Origin of the sequence: Pseudarthrobacter sulfonivorans (assembly GCF_031454915.1) — a bacterium.
Lineage (GTDB): Bacteria > Actinomycetota > Actinomycetes > Actinomycetales > Micrococcaceae > Arthrobacter > Arthrobacter sulfonivorans_C.
The window spans coordinates 490,794-512,746 of the sequence record NZ_JAVDRS010000002.1 but is presented as its reverse complement, the minus strand read 5'-3'; the positions used below and the strand labels follow the sequence as shown (position 1 = coordinate 512,746).

The 21,953-nt window shown below is 66.0% G+C and carries 25 protein-coding genes; 20 read left to right on the top strand and 5 right to left on the bottom strand.

Annotation, left to right across the window (positions count from 1 at the left end; translation table 11 throughout):
• Positions 1–58: 58 nt before the first annotated feature.
• The 16 genes from J2808_RS06345 to J2808_RS06270 all read left to right on the top strand — a co-directional run bounded on the left by J2808_RS06345 (position 59) and on the right by J2808_RS06270 (position 14,051).
• On the top strand, positions 59–1,102 hold the full coding sequence (locus tag J2808_RS06345) for a LacI family DNA-binding transcriptional regulator (protein ID WP_309813326.1): 1,044 nt from the start codon (positions 59–61) through the stop codon (positions 1,100–1,102).
• Between the two features lie 72 nt (positions 1,103–1,174).
• Positions 1,175–2,728, top strand: coding sequence for a glycoside hydrolase family 32 protein (locus J2808_RS06340; RefSeq protein ID WP_309813324.1), 1,554 nt, complete (start codon positions 1,175–1,177; stop codon positions 2,726–2,728).
• A 179-nt stretch (positions 2,729–2,907) separates the two neighbouring features.
• On the top strand, positions 2,908–4,974 hold the full coding sequence (gene ftsH / locus J2808_RS06335; RefSeq protein ID WP_309813321.1) for an ATP-dependent zinc metalloprotease FtsH: 2,067 nt from the start codon (positions 2,908–2,910) through the stop codon (positions 4,972–4,974).
• Between the two features lie 10 nt (positions 4,975–4,984).
• Complete coding sequence (gene folE, locus J2808_RS06330) at positions 4,985–5,629, top strand: GTP cyclohydrolase I FolE (RefSeq protein ID WP_309813319.1); 645 nt, start codon at positions 4,985–4,987, stop codon at positions 5,627–5,629.
• 10 nt (positions 5,630–5,639) lie between these two features.
• Complete coding sequence (gene folP / locus J2808_RS06325) at positions 5,640–6,560, top strand: dihydropteroate synthase (protein ID WP_309813316.1); 921 nt, start codon at positions 5,640–5,642, stop codon at positions 6,558–6,560.
• A gap of 13 nt (positions 6,561–6,573) precedes the next feature.
• Positions 6,574–6,975, top strand: coding sequence for a dihydroneopterin aldolase (gene folB, locus J2808_RS06320; RefSeq protein ID WP_309813312.1), 402 nt, complete (start codon positions 6,574–6,576; stop codon positions 6,973–6,975).
• Positions 6,972–7,508, top strand: a complete 537-nt coding sequence (folK, locus tag J2808_RS06315; RefSeq protein WP_309813308.1) for a 2-amino-4-hydroxy-6-hydroxymethyldihydropteridine diphosphokinase — start codon at positions 6,972–6,974, stop codon at positions 7,506–7,508. The genes folB and folK overlap by 4 nt, the downstream gene beginning before the upstream one ends.
• A gap of 2 nt (positions 7,509–7,510) precedes the next feature.
• Positions 7,511–8,044 carry a DUF3180 domain-containing protein gene (locus tag J2808_RS06310; RefSeq protein ID WP_309813305.1) on the top strand — a complete coding sequence of 178 codons (534 nt, stop codon included), beginning with the start codon at positions 7,511–7,513 and terminating at the stop codon, positions 8,042–8,044.
• A complete protein-coding gene (locus J2808_RS06305) occupies positions 8,025–8,537 on the top strand; it encodes a PH domain-containing protein (RefSeq protein ID WP_309813302.1) in 513 nt (170 codons plus the stop codon). The genes J2808_RS06310 and J2808_RS06305 overlap by 20 nt, the downstream gene beginning before the upstream one ends.
• A complete protein-coding gene (locus J2808_RS06300) occupies positions 8,534–10,084 on the top strand; it encodes a PH domain-containing protein (RefSeq protein WP_397427997.1) in 1,551 nt (516 codons plus the stop codon). Before J2808_RS06305 ends, J2808_RS06300 begins: the two co-directional genes overlap by 4 nt.
• Positions 10,077–10,967 carry a Rossmann-like and DUF2520 domain-containing protein gene (locus tag J2808_RS06295; RefSeq protein WP_309813301.1) on the top strand — a complete coding sequence of 297 codons (891 nt, stop codon included), beginning with the start codon at positions 10,077–10,079 and terminating at the stop codon, positions 10,965–10,967. Before J2808_RS06300 ends, J2808_RS06295 begins: the two co-directional genes overlap by 8 nt.
• A 1-nt stretch (position 10,968) precedes the next feature.
• On the top strand, positions 10,969–11,898 hold the full coding sequence (locus J2808_RS06290) for a 4-phosphopantoate--beta-alanine ligase (RefSeq protein ID WP_309813299.1): 930 nt from the start codon (positions 10,969–10,971) through the stop codon (positions 11,896–11,898).
• A 131-nt stretch (positions 11,899–12,029) separates the two neighbouring features.
• Complete coding sequence (locus J2808_RS06285) at positions 12,030–12,251, top strand: hypothetical protein (protein WP_309813297.1); 222 nt, start codon at positions 12,030–12,032, stop codon at positions 12,249–12,251.
• 26 nt (positions 12,252–12,277) lie between these two features.
• The gene (locus J2808_RS06280; RefSeq protein WP_309813294.1) at positions 12,278–12,514 is read left to right on the top strand and encodes a hypothetical protein; all 237 of its coding nucleotides are present in this window, start codon (positions 12,278–12,280) and stop codon (positions 12,512–12,514) included.
• 121 nt (positions 12,515–12,635) lie between these two features.
• Positions 12,636–13,331, top strand: a complete 696-nt coding sequence (locus J2808_RS06275) for a GAF and ANTAR domain-containing protein (RefSeq protein ID WP_309813292.1) — start codon at positions 12,636–12,638, stop codon at positions 13,329–13,331.
• Positions 13,332–13,340: 9 nt separating this feature from the next.
• Positions 13,341–14,051: a GAF and ANTAR domain-containing protein gene (locus J2808_RS06270; protein WP_309813289.1), complete on the top strand. Its 711-nt coding sequence runs from the start codon at positions 13,341–13,343 to the stop codon at positions 14,049–14,051.
• Positions 14,052–14,101: 50 nt separating this feature from the next.
• On the opposite strand, the gene J2808_RS06265 is transcribed toward J2808_RS06270, so the two are convergent.
• Positions 14,102–14,383, bottom strand: coding sequence for a hypothetical protein (locus J2808_RS06265; protein WP_309813287.1), 282 nt, complete (start codon positions 14,381–14,383; stop codon positions 14,102–14,104).
• 130 nt (positions 14,384–14,513) lie between these two features.
• Between J2808_RS06265 and J2808_RS06260 the strand changes: the two genes are divergently transcribed.
• The 4 genes from J2808_RS06260 to J2808_RS06245 all read left to right on the top strand — a co-directional run bounded on the left by J2808_RS06260 (position 14,514) and on the right by J2808_RS06245 (position 17,959).
• Complete coding sequence (locus J2808_RS06260; RefSeq protein ID WP_309813284.1) at positions 14,514–15,134, top strand: TetR/AcrR family transcriptional regulator; 621 nt, start codon at positions 14,514–14,516, stop codon at positions 15,132–15,134.
• A gap of 115 nt (positions 15,135–15,249) precedes the next feature.
• The gene (locus J2808_RS06255; RefSeq protein WP_309813281.1) at positions 15,250–15,816 is read left to right on the top strand and encodes a type 1 glutamine amidotransferase domain-containing protein; all 567 of its coding nucleotides are present in this window, start codon (positions 15,250–15,252) and stop codon (positions 15,814–15,816) included.
• 81 nt (positions 15,817–15,897) lie between these two features.
• Positions 15,898–16,353 carry a transferase gene (locus tag J2808_RS06250; protein ID WP_309813278.1) on the top strand — a complete coding sequence of 152 codons (456 nt, stop codon included), beginning with the start codon at positions 15,898–15,900 and terminating at the stop codon, positions 16,351–16,353.
• Positions 16,354–16,474: 121 nt separating this feature from the next.
• Positions 16,475–17,959, top strand: coding sequence for a DHA2 family efflux MFS transporter permease subunit (locus J2808_RS06245; RefSeq protein WP_309813276.1), 1,485 nt, complete (start codon positions 16,475–16,477; stop codon positions 17,957–17,959).
• A 67-nt stretch (positions 17,960–18,026) separates the two neighbouring features.
• Here J2808_RS06245 and J2808_RS06240 read toward each other — a convergent pair whose 3' ends face one another.
• The 4 genes from J2808_RS06240 to J2808_RS06225 all read right to left on the bottom strand — a co-directional run bounded on the left by J2808_RS06240 (position 18,027) and on the right by J2808_RS06225 (position 21,913).
• The gene (locus tag J2808_RS06240) at positions 18,027–19,169 is read right to left on the bottom strand and encodes an alpha/beta hydrolase family protein (RefSeq protein ID WP_309813273.1); all 1,143 of its coding nucleotides are present in this window, start codon (positions 19,167–19,169) and stop codon (positions 18,027–18,029) included.
• Positions 19,170–19,228: 59 nt separating this feature from the next.
• Entirely contained in the window at positions 19,229–20,059 is an 831-nt protein-coding gene (locus J2808_RS06235; RefSeq protein WP_309813270.1) for an alpha/beta fold hydrolase, read from the bottom strand.
• Between the two features lie 34 nt (positions 20,060–20,093).
• Entirely contained in the window at positions 20,094–20,957 is an 864-nt protein-coding gene (locus J2808_RS06230; RefSeq protein ID WP_397427996.1) for an alpha/beta hydrolase, read from the bottom strand.
• A gap of 71 nt (positions 20,958–21,028) precedes the next feature.
• Positions 21,029–21,913: an alpha/beta fold hydrolase gene (locus J2808_RS06225; protein ID WP_309813264.1), complete on the bottom strand. Its 885-nt coding sequence runs from the start codon at positions 21,911–21,913 to the stop codon at positions 21,029–21,031.
• Between the last annotated feature and the right edge of the window lie 40 nt (positions 21,914–21,953).

Sequence of the window (21,953 nt, the reverse complement as noted above, 5' to 3'; positions counted from 1 at the left end):
ATTACCCGTCTGTAGCCTTACTGGTACAGCACCAACACCATGAGGACGTGGGAGACCGTTGAGCAACAAGAACATAGGCATCAAGGACGTGGCAGTCGCCGCCGGCGTCTCTGTGACCACTGTCTCCCATGTCCTGAATGACGTGTCGTACGCACGGATCAGCCCGGAAACCAGGGACAAGGTGAAGTCAGCTGCCGAGCAGCTCGGCTACGGTCCCAACCGCCTGGCCCAGGCGCTCCGTACCCAGCGGACCGGAATGCTTGGCCTGGTCAGCGAGGACATCGCCACTACACCGCATGCAGGACGCATCATCCTGGGCGCAGACGAAGCTGCCCGCGCCCGCGGCTACAACCTGATGATCATCAACACGTCCGGGTCCGCGAGCCCAGAATCCAGGGATGCCGACGTCGAGGCCCTCCTGGAGCGCCGGGTTGACGGCATCCTCTACGCCACCATGTACCACCGCCACGTGCAGCTGCCCGTCAACCTTGGCAGCGTACCGGCTGTGCTGGTGGACTCCGTCAGCACCAGCGGCAGCATCACGGCCGTGGTGCCGGACGAGGAGGGCGGCGCCCGTGCCGCCGTCGGAATCCTCCTGTCCGCCGGCCACTCCCGCATCGGCTTCCTCAACAACACCGACGACGTCCCCGCCACCAGGGACCGCCTCCGCGGTTTCCGTGCCACGCTGACGGAGGCAGGGCTCGACGGCGATGCGGCGCCTGTCGAGTCGGAGCTCTCCGAAGTGCAGGGAGGCTATGAGGCGGCCCGCCGGATGCTGGGGCGTGAAGACAGGCCCACTGGACTGTTCTGCTACAACGACCGGATGGCCATGGGCGCCTACCGGGCCGCGGCGGAACTGGGGCTGTCCATACCTGGGGACCTGTCAGTGGTGGGCTTCGATGACCAGGAACTCATCGCGGCAAACCTGTACCCGGGCCTGACAACGGTGGCCTTGCCGCACTACGAAATGGGTGCTTGGGCCGCCGAGAACCTGATCGACGCCATCGAAGGCAAGACGGACTTGGCCCTCATGGCGCTCCACCCAACCATCCTGGACTGCCCCCTGGTGAAGCGCGATTCCGTGGCGGCGCCCGTGCGCTGACCGCTGCTGCGTTACCGCCAGTTCCAAGGGCCACAGCCATAAACCACCGACACAGACCAAGGACCACCACCCATGTCCAGTTGCCTTGATGACGCACGCCCCGAAACGGCCCCGGCCGGAACGCCGCACCTGCGACCCGCCCTTCATTACACGGCGCGGGACACCTGGCTCAATGACCCCAACGGCCTGGTGTTCTACCGCGGCACCTACCACCTCTTCTACCAGAACAACCCGCACGGGGACGTGTGGGGCAACATGTCGTGGGGCCACGCAACATCCACCGACCTCGTGCACTGGATCGAGCAGCCCGTGGCCATCGCCTGCGACGACGCGGAGGATATCTTCTCCGGCAGCATTGTGGTTGACCACACCAACAGCTCTGGCTTCGGCAACGCGGAAAACCCGCCCCTGGTGGCCATCTACACCAGCGCCTACAAGCCGGAAACAGCCCACGAAGGCACTCAGGCGCAGTCCCTGGCCTACAGCAACGACGCCGGCATGACCTGGACCAAGTTCACCGGCAACCCCGTGCTTACACGCCGTTCGGCGAACTTTCGCGACCCCAAGGTCTTCAGCTACCCCCACCCTGACGGCCCGTACTGGGTGATGGTAGCCGTCGAAGCGGGGGATCAGACGGTGGTCTTCTACCGCTCCGCAGACTTGCGGTTGTGGGAGTTGGCCAGTGAGTTCGGACCGGCCAACGCCGCCGGCGGCGAATGGGAATGCCCGGACCTGTTCCCGCTGCCTGTGGACGGCGATCCGGATAGGACAAAGTGGGTGCTGGTGGTCAATGTCAACCCCGGTGCAGTGGCAGGAGGCTCCGGCGGGCAGTACTTCGTTGGCGACTTCGACGGCGTCACGTTCACGCCGGATCCGTCGTCGCTGCTGGACTCCCCGGTTTTCGGAACCACCGGCGCGGGCTCCGGCACTGGCCTGGAAGGCCTGCGCGAATGCCGCTGGCTGGACTGGGGCCGCGACTACTACGCCGCCGTCTCCTTCAGCAATGTTCCGAACAACCGGCGACTCATGATCGGCTGGCTTAACAACTGGGACTACGCCAACAGCCTGCCCACGTTCCCTTGGCGGTCCGGGATGTCGCTGGTCCGCGAGGTCGCCCTGGAAACCGTGGGCGGCCGCCCATCCCTGGCCCAGGCGCCCATCCTTCCGCCCCTTAACCAGGTCCAGTGCCTGGACGGACGCGAGCTCCACGGGGTGCTGGCGTTGCCGGAAATCCTGCCGGGCGAGGCGCAGGTCATCGACGCTGAAATCCTGCCCGGCACCGCGGAACACTGCGGTTTCCGGCTCTGGGAAGACGCCGACGGCGGTGCCGCCGTCATTGACTACGATCCCGCCGTCGGGGTACTGAGCCTGGACCGCACGGCGGTGGGGGACACAACCTTCCACACGACCTTCGCGTCCGTGGACTCCGCTCCCGTGCCGCTGGAGGACGGAGTGCTCACGCTGCGCATCGTCGTCGACCATTGCTCGGTGGAGGTCTTCGCGCAAGGCGGGAAGGTGGTCCTGACCGACTTGGTCTTCCCGCGCGTTGGCACCCATGGTTCGTCCGTGTTCGTCAAGGGTGGCAAGGCCATCCTCCGGAAACTGGCTGTCGCCACCGTCGGCTGACCCGGGGGAAGTTCCGCGTTGCCTCCCCGGTCCCGCTACGCCCACAGGGAACTTTTGAGTGACATCGTGCGTGATTTACTCGGAACGGTGTATAGCTAGTAGCTGATGCAGCACCCACACGCGCGTAGACCACTCGCCGTGCAGCACTACCAGGAGGGACGGGGCCAGCCCCCGATCAGATGAAAGCTAAGAGTTTCTTCAAGGGCCCGGGCATCTGGATCGTTGTTGTGATCGCCATGCTCCTTGTGGCCTTTGCAACGCTGGCTCCCGGTGGCGCGGCACGGATCGACACCGACAAGGGCCTGGAGCTGCTCGCCGGCAGCGGCAAGGTTGAGCAGGCAAAAATCTTCGACGGCGAAAACCGTGTGGACCTGGTCCTGAAGGATCCCTGGGTAGTGGACGGGCAGGACAAGGGCAAGAGCGTCCAGTTCTTCTTCGTTGATGCCCGCGCCGCCGACGTCGTCAAGGCAGTCACTGACTCCAGACCGGCCAACGGCTACACGGACCAGCCGATCGAAAGCAACTGGTTCTCCGGCCTGCTTTCGCTGCTGATTCCCGTGATCCTGCTCGGTGCGCTGTTCTGGTTCCTGATGACCCGTATGCAGGGCGGCGGCTCGAAGATCATGCAGTTCGGCAAGTCCAAGGCCAAGATGGTCAACAAGGACATGCCGCAGGTGACCTTCGTTGACGTTGCCGGTGCTGACGAGGCCGTCGAGGAGCTCCAGGAGATCAAGGAGTTCCTGCAGGAACCGGCCAAATTCCAGGCCGTGGGCGCCAAGATCCCCAAGGGTGTGCTGCTGTACGGCCCTCCCGGAACCGGCAAGACCCTCCTGGCCCGCGCCGTCGCCGGCGAGGCCGGCGTACCGTTCTTCTCCATCTCCGGCTCCGACTTCGTGGAAATGTTCGTCGGCGTGGGCGCATCCCGTGTCCGCGACCTCTTTGAGCAGGCCAAGGCCAACTCGCCCGCCATCATCTTCGTTGACGAGATCGACGCCGTAGGCCGCCACCGCGGCGCCGGCATCGGTGGCGGCAACGACGAACGTGAGCAGACCCTCAACCAGCTGCTGGTTGAAATGGACGGCTTCGACGTCAAGACCAACGTCATCCTGATCGCGGCCACCAACCGCCCGGACGTCCTGGACCCGGCGCTGCTGCGTCCGGGCCGCTTCGACCGCCAGATCACGGTTGAGGCTCCGGACCTGATCGGCCGTGACCAGATCCTGCAGGTCCACGCCAAGGGCAAGCCGATGGCGCCCGGCGTTGACCTCAAGAGCGTGGCCAAGAAGACCCCCGGCTACACGGGTGCCGACCTCGCCAACGTCCTCAACGAAGCCGCACTGCTGACCGCGCGCTCCAACGCCAACCTCATTGACGACCGCGCGCTGGACGAGGCCATCGACCGCGTCATGGCGGGCCCGCAGAAGCGCAGCCGCGTCATGAAGGAACACGAACGCAAGATCACCGCGTACCACGAAGGCGGCCACGCCCTGGTGGCGGCGGCCCTGCGGAACTCTGCCCCGGTCACCAAGATCACCATCCTGCCCCGTGGCCGCGCGCTGGGTTACACCATGGTGGTGCCGGACAACGACAAGTACTCCGTGACCCGCAACGAACTGCTGGACCAGATGGCGTACGCAATGGGCGGCCGCGTGGCGGAGGAAATCGTCTTCCATGACCCCTCCACCGGTGCCTCCAACGACATCGAAAAGGCCACCTCCACGGCCCGCAAGATGGTTACGGAATACGGCATGAGCGAGCGTGTCGGTGCTGTACGCCTTGGCCAGGGCGGCGGCGAGCCCTTCCTGGGCCGTGATGCCGGCCATGAGCGCAACTTCTCCGACCAGATCGCCTTCGTAGTGGATGAGGAAGTGCGGCGCCTGATCGACCAGGCACATGACGAGGCCTACGCCATCCTCATCGAGAACCGCGACGTCCTGGACCAGCTGGCCCTGGAACTCCTGGAACGGGAAACCCTGAACCAGGCCGAGATCGCGGAGATCTTCACTGACATCCGCAAGCGCGACTTCCGCGAGGTGTGGCTGTCCAAGGAGACCCGTCCGGTCCAGCAGGCCGGCCCGGTGGAATCCCGCCAGGAGAAGGCCGAGCGCGAAGCCCAGGAGGAAGCCAAGCAGGCCCGCCTGGACGAGCCGCTGGATGCCCAGCCCCCGCACCCGCAGGGTGTTCCGGAGGACGCTCCGTTCCAGGGCGGAATCCCCGACTCGGGGCCAGACGCCCTGCGCGGCTAAGCTTTCTTCTGTGAACCACTTCGACGATGACGACGCCCACGCCTCCGCTGGACACCCGGCGGAGGACGGATCCCACCACAAAAAGCACGAGAAAGTGGACCGGCCGCGGATTGAAGCTGCCGTCCGCGAAATCCTGCTGGCTATCGGTGAGGACCCGGACCGCGGCGGGCTGCAGGACACGCCCAAGCGGGTGGCCAAAGCCTATGCCGAGGTGTTCGCCGGGCTGCACCTCGACCCCGCGGACGTCCTGTCCACCAAGTTTGACCTGGACCACGAAGAACTGGTCCTGGTCAAGGACATTCCGTTCTACTCCACGTGCGAGCACCACCTGGTGCCGTTCCACGGGGTGGCTCACGTGGGCTACATCCCCTCGCACGACGGCAAGGTGACCGGGCTGAGCAAGCTGGCACGGCTCGTGGACATCTACGCCCGGCGCCCCCAGGTGCAGGAGCGGCTCACCACTCAGATCGTTGAAGCAATGGTCAGCCACCTCAAGCCGCGTGGCGCGATTGTTGTTGTTGAATGCGAACACATGTGCATGTCCATGCGCGGTGTCCGCAAGCCCGGTGCGAAGACCGTCACCAGTGCGGTACGCGGGCAGCTCCATGACCCGGCCACCCGTGCCGAGGCCATGAGCCTCATCCTCGGAAGGTAATTATCAGACCATGGACTCACTAGCTGCAGCCCCGGGCACCGGGCCCGCAACGTCTCCGCTGCCCATCCTGCGTAAACCGCGCCCGGCAGCGAAGTTCGCAGACCTGCCCGCCGACCGGACCTTGGTCATGGGCATCCTGAACGTCACCCCGGACTCCTTCAGCGACGGCGGCAAGCACGCGACGGCGGACACCGCCATTGCGGCCGGCCTGCGGATGTTCTACGAAGGGGCGGACATCATCGACGTCGGCGGCGAATCCACCCGGCCTGGCGCTGAGGATGTCGGCCCGGAGGAGGAACAGCGCCGGGTGCTCCCCGTCATAGAGGCCCTGGTCAAGGCCGGTGCCCTGGTTTCCATCGACACCACCCACGCATCCACGGCTGCGGCTGCGCTGAAGGCCGGCGCCGCCATCATCAACGACGTCTCTGGCCTGACCATGGAAGCCGAAATGGCAGAACTGGTAGCCACGTCCAAGGCGCCCTACATCCTCACGCACCGCCGTGGAGATGCCCGCACCATGAATTCCCTGGCCGAGTACAAGGACGTTGCCGGCGAAGTAGTTTCGGAGCTGGCCGGCGTGCGGGACAAGCTGTATGCCGCCGGTGTGGGTCCGGAGCAGATCATCATTGACCCGGGCCTGGGCTTCGCGAAGAACGACGCCCAGAACTGGGAGCTCCTGCAGAACCTGGACCAGTTGGAAAGCCTGGGGCACAAGGTCCTGGTGGCTGCATCGCGCAAACGCTTCCTGGGTACCTTGCTGACAGTTGCCGGCAAGTCCGCTGCTCCGGAGGAGCGCGACGCCGCCACCGCCGCCATTACTGCCATCAGCGCCTTCCGCGGCGCCTGGGCCGTCCGCGTGCACGACGTCGGACCGAGCCTTGACGCTGTTAAGGTCGCCGCACGCGTGGCGGCTGCCAGCACCACACACTAGGGCCGGGGGACCCATGGACAGGATTACGCTGAGCGGTGTCACGGCCGTCGGCTATCACGGCGTGTTCGATTTTGAGCGCCGTGAGGGCCAGCCTTTCGTAGTGGATGCTGTCCTGCACCTGGACTTCGCCAAAGCTGCGGAATCCGACGACGTCCGGGACACCGCGCACTACGGTGAAGTGGCTGAACGGATCAAGGACTGGATCACGGGGGAGCCCCTGAACCTGATCGAGGCCCTGGCCGTCCGGATCGCTGAGGACCTGCTGGCCCAGTTCAACATCGGGGCCGTGGACATCACCGTCCACAAGCCCCAGGCGCCCATCGAGGTGCCCTTCGGCGATGTTGCCGTCAGCGTGCACCGGGCCCGGCAGCACAGTGCCCCGAGCAGTGTCCCGACATACGGTGCGCGGCCATGACCGGCTACACCAAAGCGGTCCTGGCCCTCGGCAGCAACCTGGGCGAACGGAACGACACCCTCTCCGGGGCGGTAGCGGACCTGGTGGACCCGCCGGAGGTGCGGCTGCTGGCCGTCTCCCCGGTGGTGCAGACCAAACCGGTGGGCGGACCTCCGGGGCAGGCCGACTTCCTGAACATGGTGATGACGGTGGAAACCACGCTGTCTCCGGAGGCGCTCCTGGCACACTGCCACGCGGTGGAGAACAAGCACCTCCGCGTCCGTGAAGTGCACTGGGGACCCCGGACGCTCGACGTCGACATCATCACGTACGGCGACGTCACCAGCGATGACCCGGACCTGACTTTGCCCCATCCCCGTGCCGCCGAGCGCGCCTTTGTCCTGTACCCCTGGTCCCTCATCGAGCCGGCGGCAACGCTGGGCGGCGAGCCGGTCAGCGTCCTGGCCGCCCGCGCCGCTGACATTGCGGATATCGTCCCGTTTGACGGCTTCGGCGACTACGACGGCGTCCCCACAGCCGGGACGGTTGAATAGAAATGAAGCCCATCAACTCCGTCCGTCTCCTGCTGATCGGCCTGGTCCTGACCGTGGCCGGCTGGTCAGCCACGGTGGTGACCACCCGCTACAGCATGGCCACGCCGGTTCTTCCGGCCACCGCGCTGGCCACCATGGCCGTGATTGTTGGCATCACGCTGGTTCTTGGGATCAGGGTCCTCAGGTGGCGCAACAGCACCAAGCGGAAGAAGGCACTGGACCCTATTCTCGCGGCCCGGACCCTGGTGCTCGCGCAGGCTTGCGCTTACGCCGGCACTGTCCTGCTGGGCTGGCACGCCGGGATCTTCCTGGACCAGCTGCGCATCTGGAACCTGCGCAGCGACCAAGGCATCACCTGGGTGGCAATCGCCGTAGCCGGCGGCGGGCTGGTGATGATCGTGGTGGGGCTGCTGGTGGAGCGGTTCTGCAAGATCCCGCCCGAAGACACTGATGCATCGCCCGGCGACGGGAAACCCGGCCGCGGCGTACGAGGGGAAGCCGCAGGGGAAGGCGAATATGCGTACAGAGGCGATTGATCCATCGGGCATTTCATGGCAGCGGGTGTCACCGAAATACATCACGGTGCGGCTGGTGCAGTGGGCCATCGGAAATGTGATCGCGTTGCTTGTCCTGACGCTGCCGCTGGTTTTCCTACTCCTGGGCTGGTGGCGGTGGCCACCGCTGTGGCTGGCCATCCTGGTGCCGGCCGTGGCGTTTGTGCTTGCCATCTGGCGGCTGGTGCTGATCCCGCGCCAGGTGCGCGCCATCGGCTACGCCGAACGGGATGACGACCTGCTGATCCGCGGCGGCATTTTCTTCCAGCGGACCATGGCGGTGCCCTATGGCCGCATGCAGTATGTGGACATCGGAGTGGGACCCGTGGAACGCGGGCTGAACCTGTGCACGCTCAAACTTCACACCGCCGCACCCGGCACAAACGCCACCATCCCGGGCCTGCCCGCCGAAGAAGGGGCACGCCTGCGCGAGCAGCTCACCGCCCGGGGCGAAGCCAGGCTGGCAGGACTGTGACCGCTGACGTTCCGGGCCACGGCGCGCCGGATGCGCCAACTGCAGCGCCCGGTCCAGCGCCCGACGGCGAGTGGCTGCGTGTGCACCCGGCGTCGCCTTTTGTGCGCGGCTGGGTAGCGCTGGCCGCCATTGGTTTCTTCTTTGGGCGGGACATCTTCGAACGGATGCTGCAGGGCCGTCCCCTCATCGAGGAGGGCTTCGCCGGCCGCGCACCCTGGCTGGTGGCCGGCGGCGGCATCGTGCTGGTGATTACCGTGGCGGGCTTCATCCTGACCTGGTACTTCACCAAGTACCAGGTCTCCGAAGGGTACGTCCGGGTCAACTCCGGCCTGCTCTTCCGCCAGCAGCGGCAGGCCCGGCTGGACCGCGTCCAGGCCATCGACATCGTCCAGCCCCTCCTGGCCAGGATCTTCGGGCTGGCAGAACTCAAGTTCGAGGTGGCAGACGCCGGTGAGTCGGCGGTCAAGCTCGCGTACCTGCGGATGGACGATGCCCGGCAGCTCCGGGCCACCATCCTGGCGCGGGCCGCCGGCTTGGTTCCGGACCCGGCGCGGCCGCAGGAGGCCCCGCCCGAGGCGCCCGAACATCCGGTACTGTCGGTGCCGCCGTCGCGCCTTGTTGGTTCCCTGCTCCTCAGCGAGCAGAGTGCGGGTGTGGTTCTGGGCGGCATTGCCTCCGTGATCCTGTCCGCAGTGACCGAAAACCGGGGGTTCTACTTCTACCTCATTCCCGCTGCGCTCGGCCTGGCCGCGAGCTACTGGGGATACTTCAACAAGGGCTACAACTTCACCGCGGCGATCTCCCAGGACGGGATCCGGCTGCGCTACGGCCTCCTGGATACGCAGGCACAGACGCTCCCGCCGGGCAGGATCCAGGCCCTGAGAATCACCCAATCCCCGCTCTGGCGGATCTTCGGCTGGTACCGGATCCACGTCAACGTGGCAGGGTACGGTGCTGTGGGCAGCAACGGCGAGGCGGCGCCGCGGACCACCCTGCTGCCCGTCGGCAGGCTCCCCGACGTGATGAGTATGCTTTCGCTGGTGCTTCCTGATCCCGGAACGCCGGAGCCGGGGCGCGTCTTCGCAGCAGGGCTGAGCGGGCTGGATTCCGACGGCGGATTCGTCACAACACCGCCCCGCGGGCGGCTCCTGGCGCCGCTGGGCTGGCGCCGCAACGGCTTCGCCACCACGGACACGGCCCTGCTGATCCGCTCGGGCCGCTGGTGGCGCCAGCTGGTGATGGTCCCGCACCAGCGCACCCAGTCCATGGCCCTGCACCAGGGCCCGCTCGCGCGGCGGTTAGGGCTGGCGGACCTGGTTCTCCACACCACAGCGGGGCCGGTTTCACCGCGGCTGACCCAGGCTGGCGTTGACGAGGCCTGGGCGCTTTTCGACGAACAGTCCGCCCGGGCACGGCTGGCCCGCAAACGGCAGACCAGCGAACAATGGCTGGCGCAAGTCGCTCCCGCCCCGGTGGTTGAGCCCGCCCCGGTGGTTGAGCCGGTGGAAACCCCGAGTCCCCAACAGGAAGGCCCGCACCGTGGCTAAGCCCGGGCGCCTTGGCGTCGGAATCATCAGTGCCGGAAAAGTAGGCGCCGTGCTCGGTGCCGCCCTTCGCGGGGCGGAACACGCCGTCGTCGGGGTTTCCGCTGTGTCCGAGGCCAGCCGCGAACGCGCGGAAGCGTTGCTGCCCGGCGTTCCGGTCCTCGAGATCCAGGACATCGTGGAGCGTTCCGAACTGGTCCTCCTTGCTGTTCCCGACGATGCGCTGGCAGGCCTGGTGGACGGCCTGGCGAAACTCGGCGCCTGGCAGCCCGGACAATTAGTGGCGCACACGTCGGGCCGGTTCGGCGTGGGCGTCCTGCGCCCCGTGCGTGCTGCCGGAGCCATCCCCCTGGCCCTGCACCCCGCCATGACCTTCACGGGCATGAGCCTGGACCTGACCCGCCTGCTCGACTGCACCTTCGGGGTGACGGCGGATGCCGCGATGCTGCCCATCGCGCAGGCCCTGGTGGTGGAGATGGGTGCCGAGCCTGTTGCCATCGCCGAGGGTGACCGGACCTTGTATCACACGGCCCTCGCCCATGGTTCGAACCATCTGGTCACGCTTGTGGCCCAGGCCTCGCAGCTGCTGCGGGACGTGGGCGTGGACGAGCCTGCCCGGATGCTGGGGCCGCTGCTGCGCGCCACGTTGGAAAACGCGCTGGCTTCCGGCGAATCGGCGCTGACTGGCCCGGTGGCCCGCGGTGACGCGGGAACCGTGGCAGCCCACGCCGAGGCGTTGCGGGAATACGACGCCGGGACGCACGGCGATGTGCTCGAGGCGTACCTGGCCATGGCCCGTGCCACCGCCCGGCGGGCAGAAAACCGCGGGCTGCTTAAAACTGATCAACTGGGCGCCATACGCGCGGCCCTGGAAGAAGGAGCCTGACATGGTTGCCCAAGTGGTGCGAACAGCGGCGGAACTGCGGGCGGCGAGTGCCCTGCTGCTGGCCGAAAGAGGGGGCAGGGCCCAGGGCCTGGTTCCCACCATGGGCGCTCTCCACGAGGGGCACGCCCGGCTGGCGAAGACCGCTGTCGAACAGAACGACGTAGTGGTGGCGTCCATCTTTGTGAACCCGCTGCAGTTCGGCGACGCTGTGGACCTGGACCGCTACCCGCGGACGCTCGAAGCCGATGTTGCCCTGCTCGAAGAGCAAGGCGTGGACCTGGTGTTCGCACCCTCGGTGGACGAGGTCTACCCCGGCGGCGAGCCGCTGGTGAGGGTGACGGCCGGCTCGTTGGGGGAGAAGTGGGAAGGCGCCTCGCGGCCTGGGCATTTCGACGGCGCCCTCACGGTGGTCGCCAAGCTGCTGCACTACGGCATCCCGGGTGCCGGCCTTCCGCCGGCCGGTGCCTTCGTCTCAGGCGGTGGTGCCGGTTTGCCCGCCTACCGCGCGTACTTTGGTCAGAAGGATGCCCAGCAGTTGGCGCTGGTGCGTCGGATGGTGGCGGACCTGAACTTTCCGGTGGACATCGTTGCCGTGCCCACGGTGCGGTCCGCGGAGGGGCTCGCGCTGTCCAGCCGCAACCGATTCCTCTCCGACGAAGAGCTGGAAGCGGCCCTCGTTCTTTCGCGGGCGTTGCGCCTCCTGGAAGCGCGGGCAAACGCCCACGAACCCCTGGACCTCGACTCTGCCCAGGCGTTGGTTGCGTCCCAGCCGCTGGTGGCGCTGGACTACTTCGATGTGGTGGACCCGGGCACGCTTGAGCCGCTCGCAGAAAACTGCCGGAAAGTGCCGTTCCGTGGTGAGGGACTGGCGCTTATCGCGGCCAAAGTTGGGCCGGTCCGGCTGATCGACAATGCGCCGCTGAGTTCCTGATTCCTGCCGGTGACATCCGGCGCGCAGGCCAGGAAATCTGTTGGGTTTCGTGCGGATCGACTAAGCTGAATGTACTGCCCCGGACCCTGGCATCGCGCTATTTTTGGCGTTCCCCAGGAGGAGCAAATCCCATGATCCGCATCGTAGACGACGGTCTGTCGTACCTCGTCAAAGTCAGTCACGCGTCCGTGGTGGACGACTATTTGAATTCAGCCGTGGACCTGGCCCGCCAGTATGCGTCCACCACTGGACTATGCGGGATTCTGGTGACCCGGCACGCGCACGACACCTACACCGTGGCTGTCAGCGAGGCTGTGCCCTTCGGTGAGACGCGTGAACGGCTGGATTTCTGAGAAGCAGTGCGCGTGAGGTTTCCCGCATGTCCAGGCTCGTGACACGACAATTCCTGGGTCGGGGAAGCACACCGCTCCAGGGGCAGGCGTGTGAGATCATCGACTCCATCCTTGATGATCCGCCGCCGGAACTGGACGACGTGAAGCGACGCCTGTACAGATGCCTGGCCGCGCACCCGCACGCCCCGGAATTGGCGTTGCTTGCCCACCTGATGGAAACCTCACAACTTGTTAATGCGGAAAACGACGACGTTCCAGCCTGAGGGCCCCGTGGCATGAGCTGCTTGGCAGCAAATGTATTCTTGAAGTGACGACTCCGCCGTTCCGGTTCAGCCCGCAGCCGGACCATACACAGCGGGACGAATCAGGGATCAGAGGCAGACCATGGACATTGCCCCCGGCGTGGTCGCGGGTGACGAAGACCTCTGTGCTCCCTATCTATCCCATCTGCCCATCACTGGTGTGGCCGTATCACTCTTCGGCGGAACAGCGGCTGAGACGTTGGTGGCCGCCAGTGACGATCTCGCCGCGCGCCTTGATGAGTTGCAGTTCAGCTTGGGGGAGGGCCCGCGGTGGCGGGCTCTGAAGACCCGGCTGCCCGTACTGCTTGGCGATGCTCAGAAGACCGTAAACGGTGAGTGGCCCATGTTCCACAAAGCCATCGAGGGCACGGCGGCAGCGGCGTTGTTTATCTTCCCACTGGCAGTTGGGGCAGTGGATCTCGGCGTTGTTGAGTTGTATCACGACCTGCCCGGGGCCCTGAGCCGTTCCGACCAGTCAACGGCGACGGTGCTGTCCGGGCAGACCTCGTGGTATCTCCTGCGTAAAGTCCTCAACGTCAATTCGCCTGATACCGATCCCGCGGTGGAGCCCGCGCTGATGTCGCGCCGGGAGATCCACCAGGCCACCGGTATGGTGCTGGCTCAGTCGGGAGCAACGGCGGCGGAGTCCCTGCTCCTGCTGCGTGCTTACGCCTTCGCCAATGACCTGACACTGCAGGCGGCAGCAGTTGCCGTCCTTGACAGGCGGCTCAGTTTCGACCCGGGGAATGGCGGGCCCGGCGGGCATACACTGCAGTAAAATGGCGCCATGGTAACGAATACGCGCGCGGAGCGCGTCAGTGTGGCTTTCGTGAAGCTCACGGACACACTGGTGGCGGACTATGACGTCCTGGACCTTCTGCACACCCTGGTGGAGGAGTCCGTGGGGCTTCTCGACGTCGCGGCCGCGGGCCTGCTGCTCGCCGATCCCAGCGGAGAACTGCAGGTGCTGGCGTCCACAAGCGAGGAGAGCCGGCTCGTGGAGGTCCTGCAGCTTCAGGCAGGGGCCGGCCCGTGTGTCGAGTGCTACCTGACCGGCAAGGCAGTGGAGGTGGCTGACATCAACGGCCTGACTACGTGGCTGGGCTTCCGTGAGGCCGCACTCTCGCAGGGCTTCCGCTCGGTTCATGCGGTGCCCATGCGCGTCCAGGGCCGGACCATCGGCGCCATGGGTCTTTTCGGCGCCAGCGCGCGCCCGTTGACGGCAGAAGATGCCGCGATCGGACAGGCGCTTGCCGACGTCGCCACCATCAGCCTTATGCAGGAGCGCACCATCAGGGAGGCGGCGCTCGTCAATGAGCAGCTTCAGCGGGCTTTGAACACCCGGGTGCTGATTGAGCAGGCCAAGGGCGTCATTGCCCACACGGCGGGCGTGAATATGGATGAAGCGTTCAACCGGCTGCGTAACCACGCAAGAGCCAACAGCCAGAGCCTTCAGGTAACCGCCGGGAGCATTGTGGACCGTAGCCTGACTTTGTGATCCGCACGCAGTGAGAGAACGTTGTGTGGGATGGGCGGACGCGCGCCGACCTACAGTATTGATTCACCCTGGCGGTCTCGGTTGAGCATCAGCTGCTGGAGGAGTGCACGTTCTGGCCGGCCGGGATTCTGGGCCACACAGCGGCGCAGCCTCGCCCTGGCGAGTTCCTCGCCCGGGTCCGTCCCGTTGAGCACTTCGTCGATGATTTCCTGTGCCTGCCACCGGAGGGACTCGCGGGCGAACTGCCGAACCTCAGCCGAGGCTGCGGTTGTTTCAATCCACGGGTCCGGTTCGTTGCATGGGATAAACTCGAACGTTCGCTCTGCTGACATTGGGGCCTCCTTGCACCAGGCCGACGGGGCCTGGAAAGGATCCCGCCGGAGTCAAAGCAACTTGCGTCTGGGAAAACATTACAATGAGTAAGACCGGTCTGTCTGCACTTGGGAGTAAAGTAGTATCACGATGATTTCCGACGGAGAAGCCACACTGTCGCCTGCGGAGAACGATGCAGCGGTGGCCATTCGTCCTGCCGATTCGCGTGAGCGGATCCTCGCCGTGGCCTATGAACTTTTTGCCCGCCGCGGAGTGCGGGATGTTGGGGTCAATGAGCTGATCGAACGCTCCGGCGTGGCGAAGGCAACGTTCTACCGGCACTTCCCGTCCAAGGATTCATTGGTCCTGGCATTCCTGGAACTGCGGGACCAGCTCTGGACTGTGGACGCCATCGTTGGCCAGGCGAAGGTTCGCGCCACCAGGCCCACGGAACAGCTGCTGGCAATTTTCGACGTCTTTGGCGAATGGTTCCTCCGGGACGACTTTGAAGCCTGCTCCTTCATCAACATCCTGCTGGAAATGGGTCCGGCGCATCCGCTCGGCAAGGCCAGCATCGATTACCTGTCCAGGATCAGGGGGCACGTGCAGGCCCTCGCGGAGCAGGCCGGGCTGGACCGCCCTGAGGACTTCGCCCGGTCCTGGCACATCCTCATGAAGGGGTCAATCGTCTCGGCCTCCGAAGGGGACACCCAGGCGGCCAAGCGCGCCCAGCAGATGGCCGGTTGGCTGATCGAGCACCACACTAAATAGTCAGGTTGCTTATCACCCGGGGCTTTCCTAGGCTGGATGGCGTCAGACACACAACTCTCGAAGCGGTCACCCTTGCGCTGGAATACGCCCGGTCCGCCTCGCTGAAGGAGGAAAAATGTCAGAACACACCATCGCAGGCAAGAAGGTAGCTTTTCTGCTGACGGACGGCGTGGAGCAGATTGAGCTCACCAGCCCGTGGCAGGCAGTCAAGGACGCCGGCGGCGAGCCCACCCTGGTAGCACCCAACAGCGGACGGTTGCAGGGGTTTAAGGGGACGGACAAAGGCGATACCTTCAACGTTGACCTCACGCTGGCCGAAGCCAACGCTTCCGATTTCGACGCCCTGGTGCTCCCCGGCGGCGTGGTGAACGCCGACCACCTCCGCGTAGACAAGGCCGCCCAGGACTTCACGCGCAGCTTCTTTGAGCAGCACAAACCGGTCGCTTCCATCTGCCACGGACCGTGGCTCCTGATCGACGCCGGCGTGATCCGGGGCCGTAACGTCACCTCGTACCACACGCTCCAGACCGATCTCAAGAACGCCGGCGCAAACTGGATCGACGAAAAAGTGGTGGTGGACCAGGGCCTGGTGACAAGCCGTCACCCGGGTGACCTTGACGCCTTCAACGGCAAACTCGTGGAAGAAATCTCGGAAGGCCAGCACGCCGGCCAGACAGCCTAGGGAATCTGCCTGGTTCCCCCGCTGTTAATACTGATGAGCGGGGGAACCACCCGTCTAGAGCAATTATGGACAGGGATCGGCATGACCAGGCAGGTTGAATCGATTGAGGACGACGCCGGCGGAGTGGTGTACTACTACCGGCACGAGAATGGCGGAGGCTTTGTGGGCCGCGGGGCGGTTGTTGCTGAGTCGGCCCGCCTGGGGCCTATGACCTATGTCGAGCCGCACGCGCGGGTCGGGGCCTTCACCCGGGTGGGACACGGCAGCTGGATCGACCGCAGGGCGCAGGTGGGGGAGCGGACCATTATCGGCGACGCCGTGCGCGTGGGCCACGGAGCAATCATCGGTAACCGCGTGCACATCGGCAGCCATTCGCGGATCGGCGCCGGCGCTGTCATTGGGCACGGTGCCCGGCTGGCCACCGACAGCAGGGTGCCCGACGGCGGGCGCGTCGCCGCCCAGCCACGGCGCCGGGCAGGCGTGGTGACGGATAAGCGCCAGAGGGTGCGGAAGCCGCAGAAGAAGCTGGCCGCCTGAGGCGGCCGGCTTCCCCATTTAAAAATCCGGTGCGCAGGAATGACTGCAGCCGGTAAAGTGTTTGAACCTGCAGCGACGATGCTCGCGCGCCACTTCATCCATACTCCCTGAGGGAATATCCATGTCTACAGAAGTCTCTTCGAACGCCTCCGGCCAGCCGGGCCAAACCGGCAAGGTGGCGGCGCCGAAGTCCTCCGTGCCGGAGAAAATGTCCCGCGAGTCGGTGACGATCATTGCCACCCTGCTGGTGGCGACTTTTGTGGTGATCCTCAACGAGACCATCATGAACGTTGCCCTGCAGCGGCTGATGGTTGACCTGGGCGTGGATGCGCCAACCGTGCAGTGGCTCTCCACTGGCTTTATGCTCACCATGGCCGTGGTCATCCCCACCACCGGGTTCATCCTGCAGAGCCTTTCCACCCGTGCCGTCTTTATGCTGGCCATGGGCCTGTTCGCCGGAGGCACCGCCCTGGCTGCCGTGGCTCCGGGTTTTGAAGTCCTGCTTCTTGCCCGCATCGTACAGGCCGGTGGTACGGCGATCATGCTGCCGCTGCTGATGACCACCATCCTCACCTTGGTGCCGCTGGCGAAGCGCGGCGCCGTGATGGGTAACGTCAGCATCGCCATCTCCGTGGCACCGGCCATGGGGCCCACCGTCTCCGGGCTGATCCTGGAGCACTTCACCTGGCGATTTATGTTTGTCTTCGTCCTGCCGGTGGCACTGGCAGCCCTGGCCATCGGCGCCAAGTACCTGACCAACGTCGGCGAGACGGGAAAGACTAAGCTCGATTTCCTCTCGGTATTTCTGACCGTGCCTGCCTTCGGCGGCCTGGTGTACGGCCTCAGCCAGATCGGCGGCGGACACGGCGGCCAGAGCGGTCCCGGCACTATGGCCATCGCTGCGCTGGTCATCGGTGTGGCCAGCCTGGCGGTCTTTGTGCTCCGCCAGCTCCGGTTGCAAAAGGCGGAAGCTCCGCTGCTGGACCTCCGAGCCTTCAACTTCCGCATGTTCACCGTCTCCGTGCTGCTGATGGTGGTGGCCATGATGGCGCTGTTCGGCGGCGTGATCCTGCTGCCGCTCTACCTGCAGGAAATCCGCGGCCTGGGTTCGCTGGAGACGGGCCTGGCGTTGCTGCCGGGCGGTCTGGCGATGGGCCTGCTGGGCCCGTTTATTGGCCGGCTCTTCGACAAGGTCGGCCCGCTGCCGCTCACCGTCACAGGGTCCATTCTGATGGTGCTGTCCCTGTGGCAGTTCTCCATGCTCGACGCCGGCACTCCGGTGTGGTGGATCGTCACCCTGCACGTGGGGCTGAGTTTCGGCCTGGCGCTGCTGTTCACTCCGGCGTTTACCACCGGCCTGAACCCGCTGCCGCCGCACCTGTACTCGCACGGTTCGGCCATCATGAGCACCACGCAGCAAGTGGCCGGCGCGGCCGGCACGGCGCTGCTGGTGTCCATCTTCGCGGTGGTCTCCGCAGCGTCCGGCCTGGTGGCGGGCATGAGTGCCGCCTTCCTGACGGCAACCGTCATAGCCCTCGCCGCCGTCGTGCTTTCTGCGATGATGCGCAAAACAGAAGGTGCGGCCCCGGGCCACGGCGCCCACTAACCCACTATTAGACCAACGCGCTCTTAGACCAACGCGGGGTCACTTAACACCCAATAAAGCGACCGGATCAGGCGTTAAGTGACCCCGCGTTGTTGTGGAGCCAGCCGGCCACCGAACCTTCCCAGAGCTCGGGCCAGCTGTTCCATTCCTGCGTATGGCGGCAGGCCGGGAATCTGACCAAGCGCACAAGATCGGGGAAGCGGGCGGCGAACTCCTCACTGACACGGATCGGCGTACTGGCATCGCCGCCGCCGTGGAGGATGATTACGGGAACCGGCGGCGCAACCTCAGTGAATCCCAATGCCCGGAGGTCCAGCGGCTGATGCAGCCCGGCGAACCGATAGAGGGGGCCGCCGAGCACGCGCGACGCTCCGACTGCCAAAGCGGCGGGCAGGCGCACTGCTGCCATGTTGGAAAGCACCGTTTGGTGCCAGTCCAGGACCGGCGCGGTCAGTACCAGGCCTCTGATCAGATGCCGGTGTTCGGACGTGTGGGCTGCGGCCAGCCCCATGATTGCACCCATCGACCAGCCCGACAGGACGATCGACGAAGCTCCCTTCCCCGCCGCGTAGGCGAGGGCCGCGTCAACATCGGCCAGCTCGCTGACGCCAAGGTGGTGTTTGCCGTCAGCCGTCGGGGGAGCATCGCCGTCTCCGCGGTAAGAGATCAGCAGCTGGGTGAGCCCGTGCCGGTGGAAGAACGGCGCCGTGCGAAGCCCCGTTGCCCGGCGTCCGCCGAGGCCGTGGATGTGGATAACCCAGGAACTTTGGTCGGCGCCGGGAATGAGCCAGGCCGGGGCAGGCCCCGGCAGGGTGATGTCCTCGGAAGGGAGGCCGGCCGCTCCGGGGCTCGGGTAGACGTACCCGGACCAGTACCCCGAGGTGCCCGGCTCAAGCCGGCCTGCGTAGACCGCCTCCACACGGCGGGTGACTGTGCCGTCCTTCGCGTCCTTGCCCAACACCTGCCCGATGCGGGCGTGGCCACTCCGGTTGCCCCAGTAGAGGCTGAAGACGCCGGGGGTCAGCGTGTCCTTGTCGGCGAGGAGGGTGACCGTGCCGTCGCCGGTGGCCACAACCCTGATTCGTTCGCGATGCCGGCCTGCCGGCGTGACCAGGGCCTTGGCGATGCGAACCGTTGCCCACCCAGCAAGGGAGGCTGCCGCGATTGCTGTTGCGCCGCCGAGGAGGATCCGGACGTGCAGAACCGACACGTTAGAGGGGCCCCGGCTTTTCAAGGGTTTTAGCCACCGCAGGCTCAGCCACCGCAGCGTCAGCCGGCGAAGAAGTCGCTGAGTTCGGTGATGAGCTTGTCCGGGGCGCGGAGGACGCCGTCGTGGCCGGACCCCGGGAGGATGGTGTAGCTGGAGCCGGACAGCACGTCGTGGATCTGGCCGCAGGCAACACCGAAGTAGGCCGGGCTCTTCTCGCCCACCACAATCAGGGTTTCCAGCGGCAGCTCCAGGAACGGCTCGGCTGGCATGTCCGCGGCGATGATCGCCTTGATTTCCCGGACGCCGGTGCGCATCATTTCGCGCATCTGCTTGCCGAGATGGGTGCCGGCGGTGAGCTTGTTGGCGATGGTCAGCATCGACAACGGCATCCGGGAGAAGGCGCTGGCTTCCAGGCCCTTGGTCAGGACAGCCAGCGCGCGGTCGTCGTCGCCGGTTGCCGTGGCGCGCTCATACTCCGCGGTCCAGTCGGCCTTAACGCTGTGGTTCACGGACACGGCAGGGTCATAAACGGCCAGCCGCTCCACGGGAAGGGTGCGTGCCGCGTGCAGGGCGACGGCGCCGCCGAAACTGTGGCCAAAAACGTCCGTGCTGGACGTGTGTTTCATGACGGCGTCCAGGTCCCGGATGTCCGCATCCAGCGTGTAGTCGTCAGCCTGCGGCGACGATGAACCCCGGCCGCGGCGGTTGAAGGTGTGCACGGGACGGCCCAGTTCGGCGCTGAGTTTCTGCGCGAACCGGGTGTAGTCCGCCGCGGTCACCATGGAGGCCGGCACCACCACCACGCCTGAGCCGGCGGAGGCCAGTTCCGTGCCCGTGGTGAAGAGCTCCAGTGTGCCGCCGTCGGGGGTCGTGATGTTCTCGCGCGTCATGATCCGAGCCTAGCCGAGCAACCTGCGGAATGTCTCAGCCCTTGAAGTACTGCGCGATGTCGCTGACGAGTTCCTTCACTGCAGCCGGGATGGAGCTGTGGAACCCCTTGGGGGAGAGCTCGAAGGTACTGCCGGGAACGGCGGCGTGCAGGCGCTGGGCCGTGACCTTGTAATAGCTCGGGCTTTTGCCGCCCGCCATGAAGTGCGTGTTGGCGGGCAGCACGGCGAAGTCCCGGGCATTCTCAACCTCGTCGTAAGCGGCCCGCAGTTCACCCACGCCCGTCGGCATCAGCTCCCGCGCCATTTTGTTGACTTTGGTGCGGGAAACCAAGGCCATGAGCCCTGCCAGGACCGGCTCGGGGATTTTCGACAACGTTGTGGCCGGCTGCATACCCTTCTTCAGCCGAGCCATGGCGTGGCCCAGGTTGCCGGCATTGACCGCGGCCTCAAAGTCGTCCAGCCATGACGTGTCGATGCTGCCGTCGATGTTCACGGCGGCGTCGTAGACAGCCAGCTTGTCCGGCTCGTGCGGCGTTCCCACGAACTCCTGGACGGCGTTGAGGGCCACGGAACCGCCAAGGCTGTGGCCGAGCAGGTTGCGGGCGCCGGTGACCTCCATAATGGTGCGGACGTCGGCGATCTCCGTGGCCATGGAGTAGCCGGCCGGCTGCTCCGTGGACTTGCCGCGGCCGCGCCGGTCATAGACGTCAACGGCCCACCCGTCGCCTAGGCCGTCGGCCAGGGCCTTCGAGAACGGCCGGTAGATCAGCGCGGTGAGGAACGCTCCGCCGATCACCACCACCCGGCGTTCCCCGGGCGCATCCTCGGTGCCGTAGCTGTACAGGGCCAGCCTGCCGCCGTCGTGCGTGGGGACTTCCTGTTCTTTCACGGTTCCCATCCTAGGTGCGCGGCGTTAACCCCCCCGGGGCGAAACCGCCATGCCCCCACTGGGCGACACGGCGGGCGAAGCTACCGCCGCCGCCCAAGCTGCCGGACCTGGCCGTCGCTGGCGTTGATGAAACGGGCAATCCGCACAGCCAGCCCCTTGCCGGGGCGGATGGGTCCCTCATGCAGCTGTCCAGGGACCACGCGGAAGTCGATGGACGGCACTGCGGCCGCGAGCTGCCGGCCGGTCTCGGCGAAGTACGCCGGGCTCCAGCCGCCGCTGAGCATCAGGATGGGTGTGGTGAGGGACGTGAAGTCGTCCAGTTCGGCGTCGGCATCGAGCACGGCGCGCATTTCCTTGACGGCGGTGGGCAGCAGCTCGCGCATTTCCGTGCCGAGGTTTGTCCTGGCGGAGAGGATGCTCAGCATCCGCAGCGCGCCAAGCGGCAGGTAGGACAGCGGCCCGGCGGTGCCCAGGCCCTGGACCAGGTGTGCCCAGGCATGGTTGAGCTGGCCCGCCGTGACGGCGTCCTCAAGCTCGGGCCGCCAGCGGTGGTTGAGGTTTCCGGACAGGGACACTGCGGCGTCGTAGGTCACCAGCCGGCCGATCGGCAGGGTCCGTGCAGCCTGCAGCGCCACGAAGCCGCCGTAGCTGTGTGCCACTACATCCGTGGACCCCGTTTTGTTCATGACCGCCGCGAGGTCGCTGACTTCGGTTTCCGCCGAGTAGTCGTCCGGCTGCGTTGAGGACCCCGCCCGGCCGCGCCGGTTGTAGCAGTGCACCGGACGGCCCAGCAGGACGCTGAGCTTCCGCGCGAAAGGACGGTAGAGGGCGTCGGTCACCAATGTTCCGTGGACGAGTACGACGCCGGGAGGCCCCGCCGTCGTCGGGTCCAGTTCCGCAGGGGTGAGGAAGGAATGCCCCTCAAGGTGGCCGCCGTCCTCCGTTTCAACTTTCCAGGACTCCACAGGCTGAGTCTATGCCCGGCCGCCGGCCGGAAGCCGGTCA

Coding starts and splice junctions, on each gene's coding strand:
- J2808_RS06340 (WP_309813324.1), top strand. CDS start 1,175: ATGTCCAGTTGCCTTGATGACGCACGCCCCGAAACGGCCCCGGCCGGA.
- ftsH (WP_309813321.1), top strand. CDS start 2,908: ATGAAAGCTAAGAGTTTCTTCAAGGGCCCGGGCATCTGGATCGTTGTT.
- folP (WP_309813316.1), top strand. CDS start 5,640: ATGGACTCACTAGCTGCAGCCCCGGGCACCGGGCCCGCAACGTCTCCG.
- folB (WP_309813312.1), top strand. CDS start 6,574: ATGGACAGGATTACGCTGAGCGGTGTCACGGCCGTCGGCTATCACGGC.
- folK (WP_309813308.1), top strand. CDS start 6,972: ATGACCGGCTACACCAAAGCGGTCCTGGCCCTCGGCAGCAACCTGGGC.
- J2808_RS06310 (WP_309813305.1), top strand. CDS start 7,511: ATGAAGCCCATCAACTCCGTCCGTCTCCTGCTGATCGGCCTGGTCCTG.
- J2808_RS06305 (WP_309813302.1), top strand. CDS start 8,025: ATGCGTACAGAGGCGATTGATCCATCGGGCATTTCATGGCAGCGGGTG.
- J2808_RS06290 (WP_309813299.1), top strand. CDS start 10,969: ATGGTTGCCCAAGTGGTGCGAACAGCGGCGGAACTGCGGGCGGCGAGT.
- J2808_RS06285 (WP_309813297.1), top strand. CDS start 12,030: ATGATCCGCATCGTAGACGACGGTCTGTCGTACCTCGTCAAAGTCAGT.
- J2808_RS06280 (WP_309813294.1), top strand. CDS start 12,278: ATGTCCAGGCTCGTGACACGACAATTCCTGGGTCGGGGAAGCACACCG.
- J2808_RS06275 (WP_309813292.1), top strand. CDS start 12,636: ATGGACATTGCCCCCGGCGTGGTCGCGGGTGACGAAGACCTCTGTGCT.
- J2808_RS06270 (WP_309813289.1), top strand. CDS start 13,341: ATGGTAACGAATACGCGCGCGGAGCGCGTCAGTGTGGCTTTCGTGAAG.
- J2808_RS06265 (WP_309813287.1), bottom strand. CDS start 14,383: ATGTCAGCAGAGCGAACGTTCGAGTTTATCCCATGCAACGAACCGGAC.
- J2808_RS06260 (WP_309813284.1), top strand. CDS start 14,514: ATGATTTCCGACGGAGAAGCCACACTGTCGCCTGCGGAGAACGATGCA.
- J2808_RS06255 (WP_309813281.1), top strand. CDS start 15,250: ATGTCAGAACACACCATCGCAGGCAAGAAGGTAGCTTTTCTGCTGACG.
- J2808_RS06250 (WP_309813278.1), top strand. CDS start 15,898: ATGACCAGGCAGGTTGAATCGATTGAGGACGACGCCGGCGGAGTGGTG.
- J2808_RS06245 (WP_309813276.1), top strand. CDS start 16,475: ATGTCTACAGAAGTCTCTTCGAACGCCTCCGGCCAGCCGGGCCAAACC.
- J2808_RS06235 (WP_309813270.1), bottom strand. CDS start 20,059: ATGACGCGCGAGAACATCACGACCCCCGACGGCGGCACACTGGAGCTC.
- J2808_RS06230 (WP_397427996.1), bottom strand. CDS start 20,957: ATGGGAACCGTGAAAGAACAGGAAGTCCCCACGCACGACGGCGGCAGG.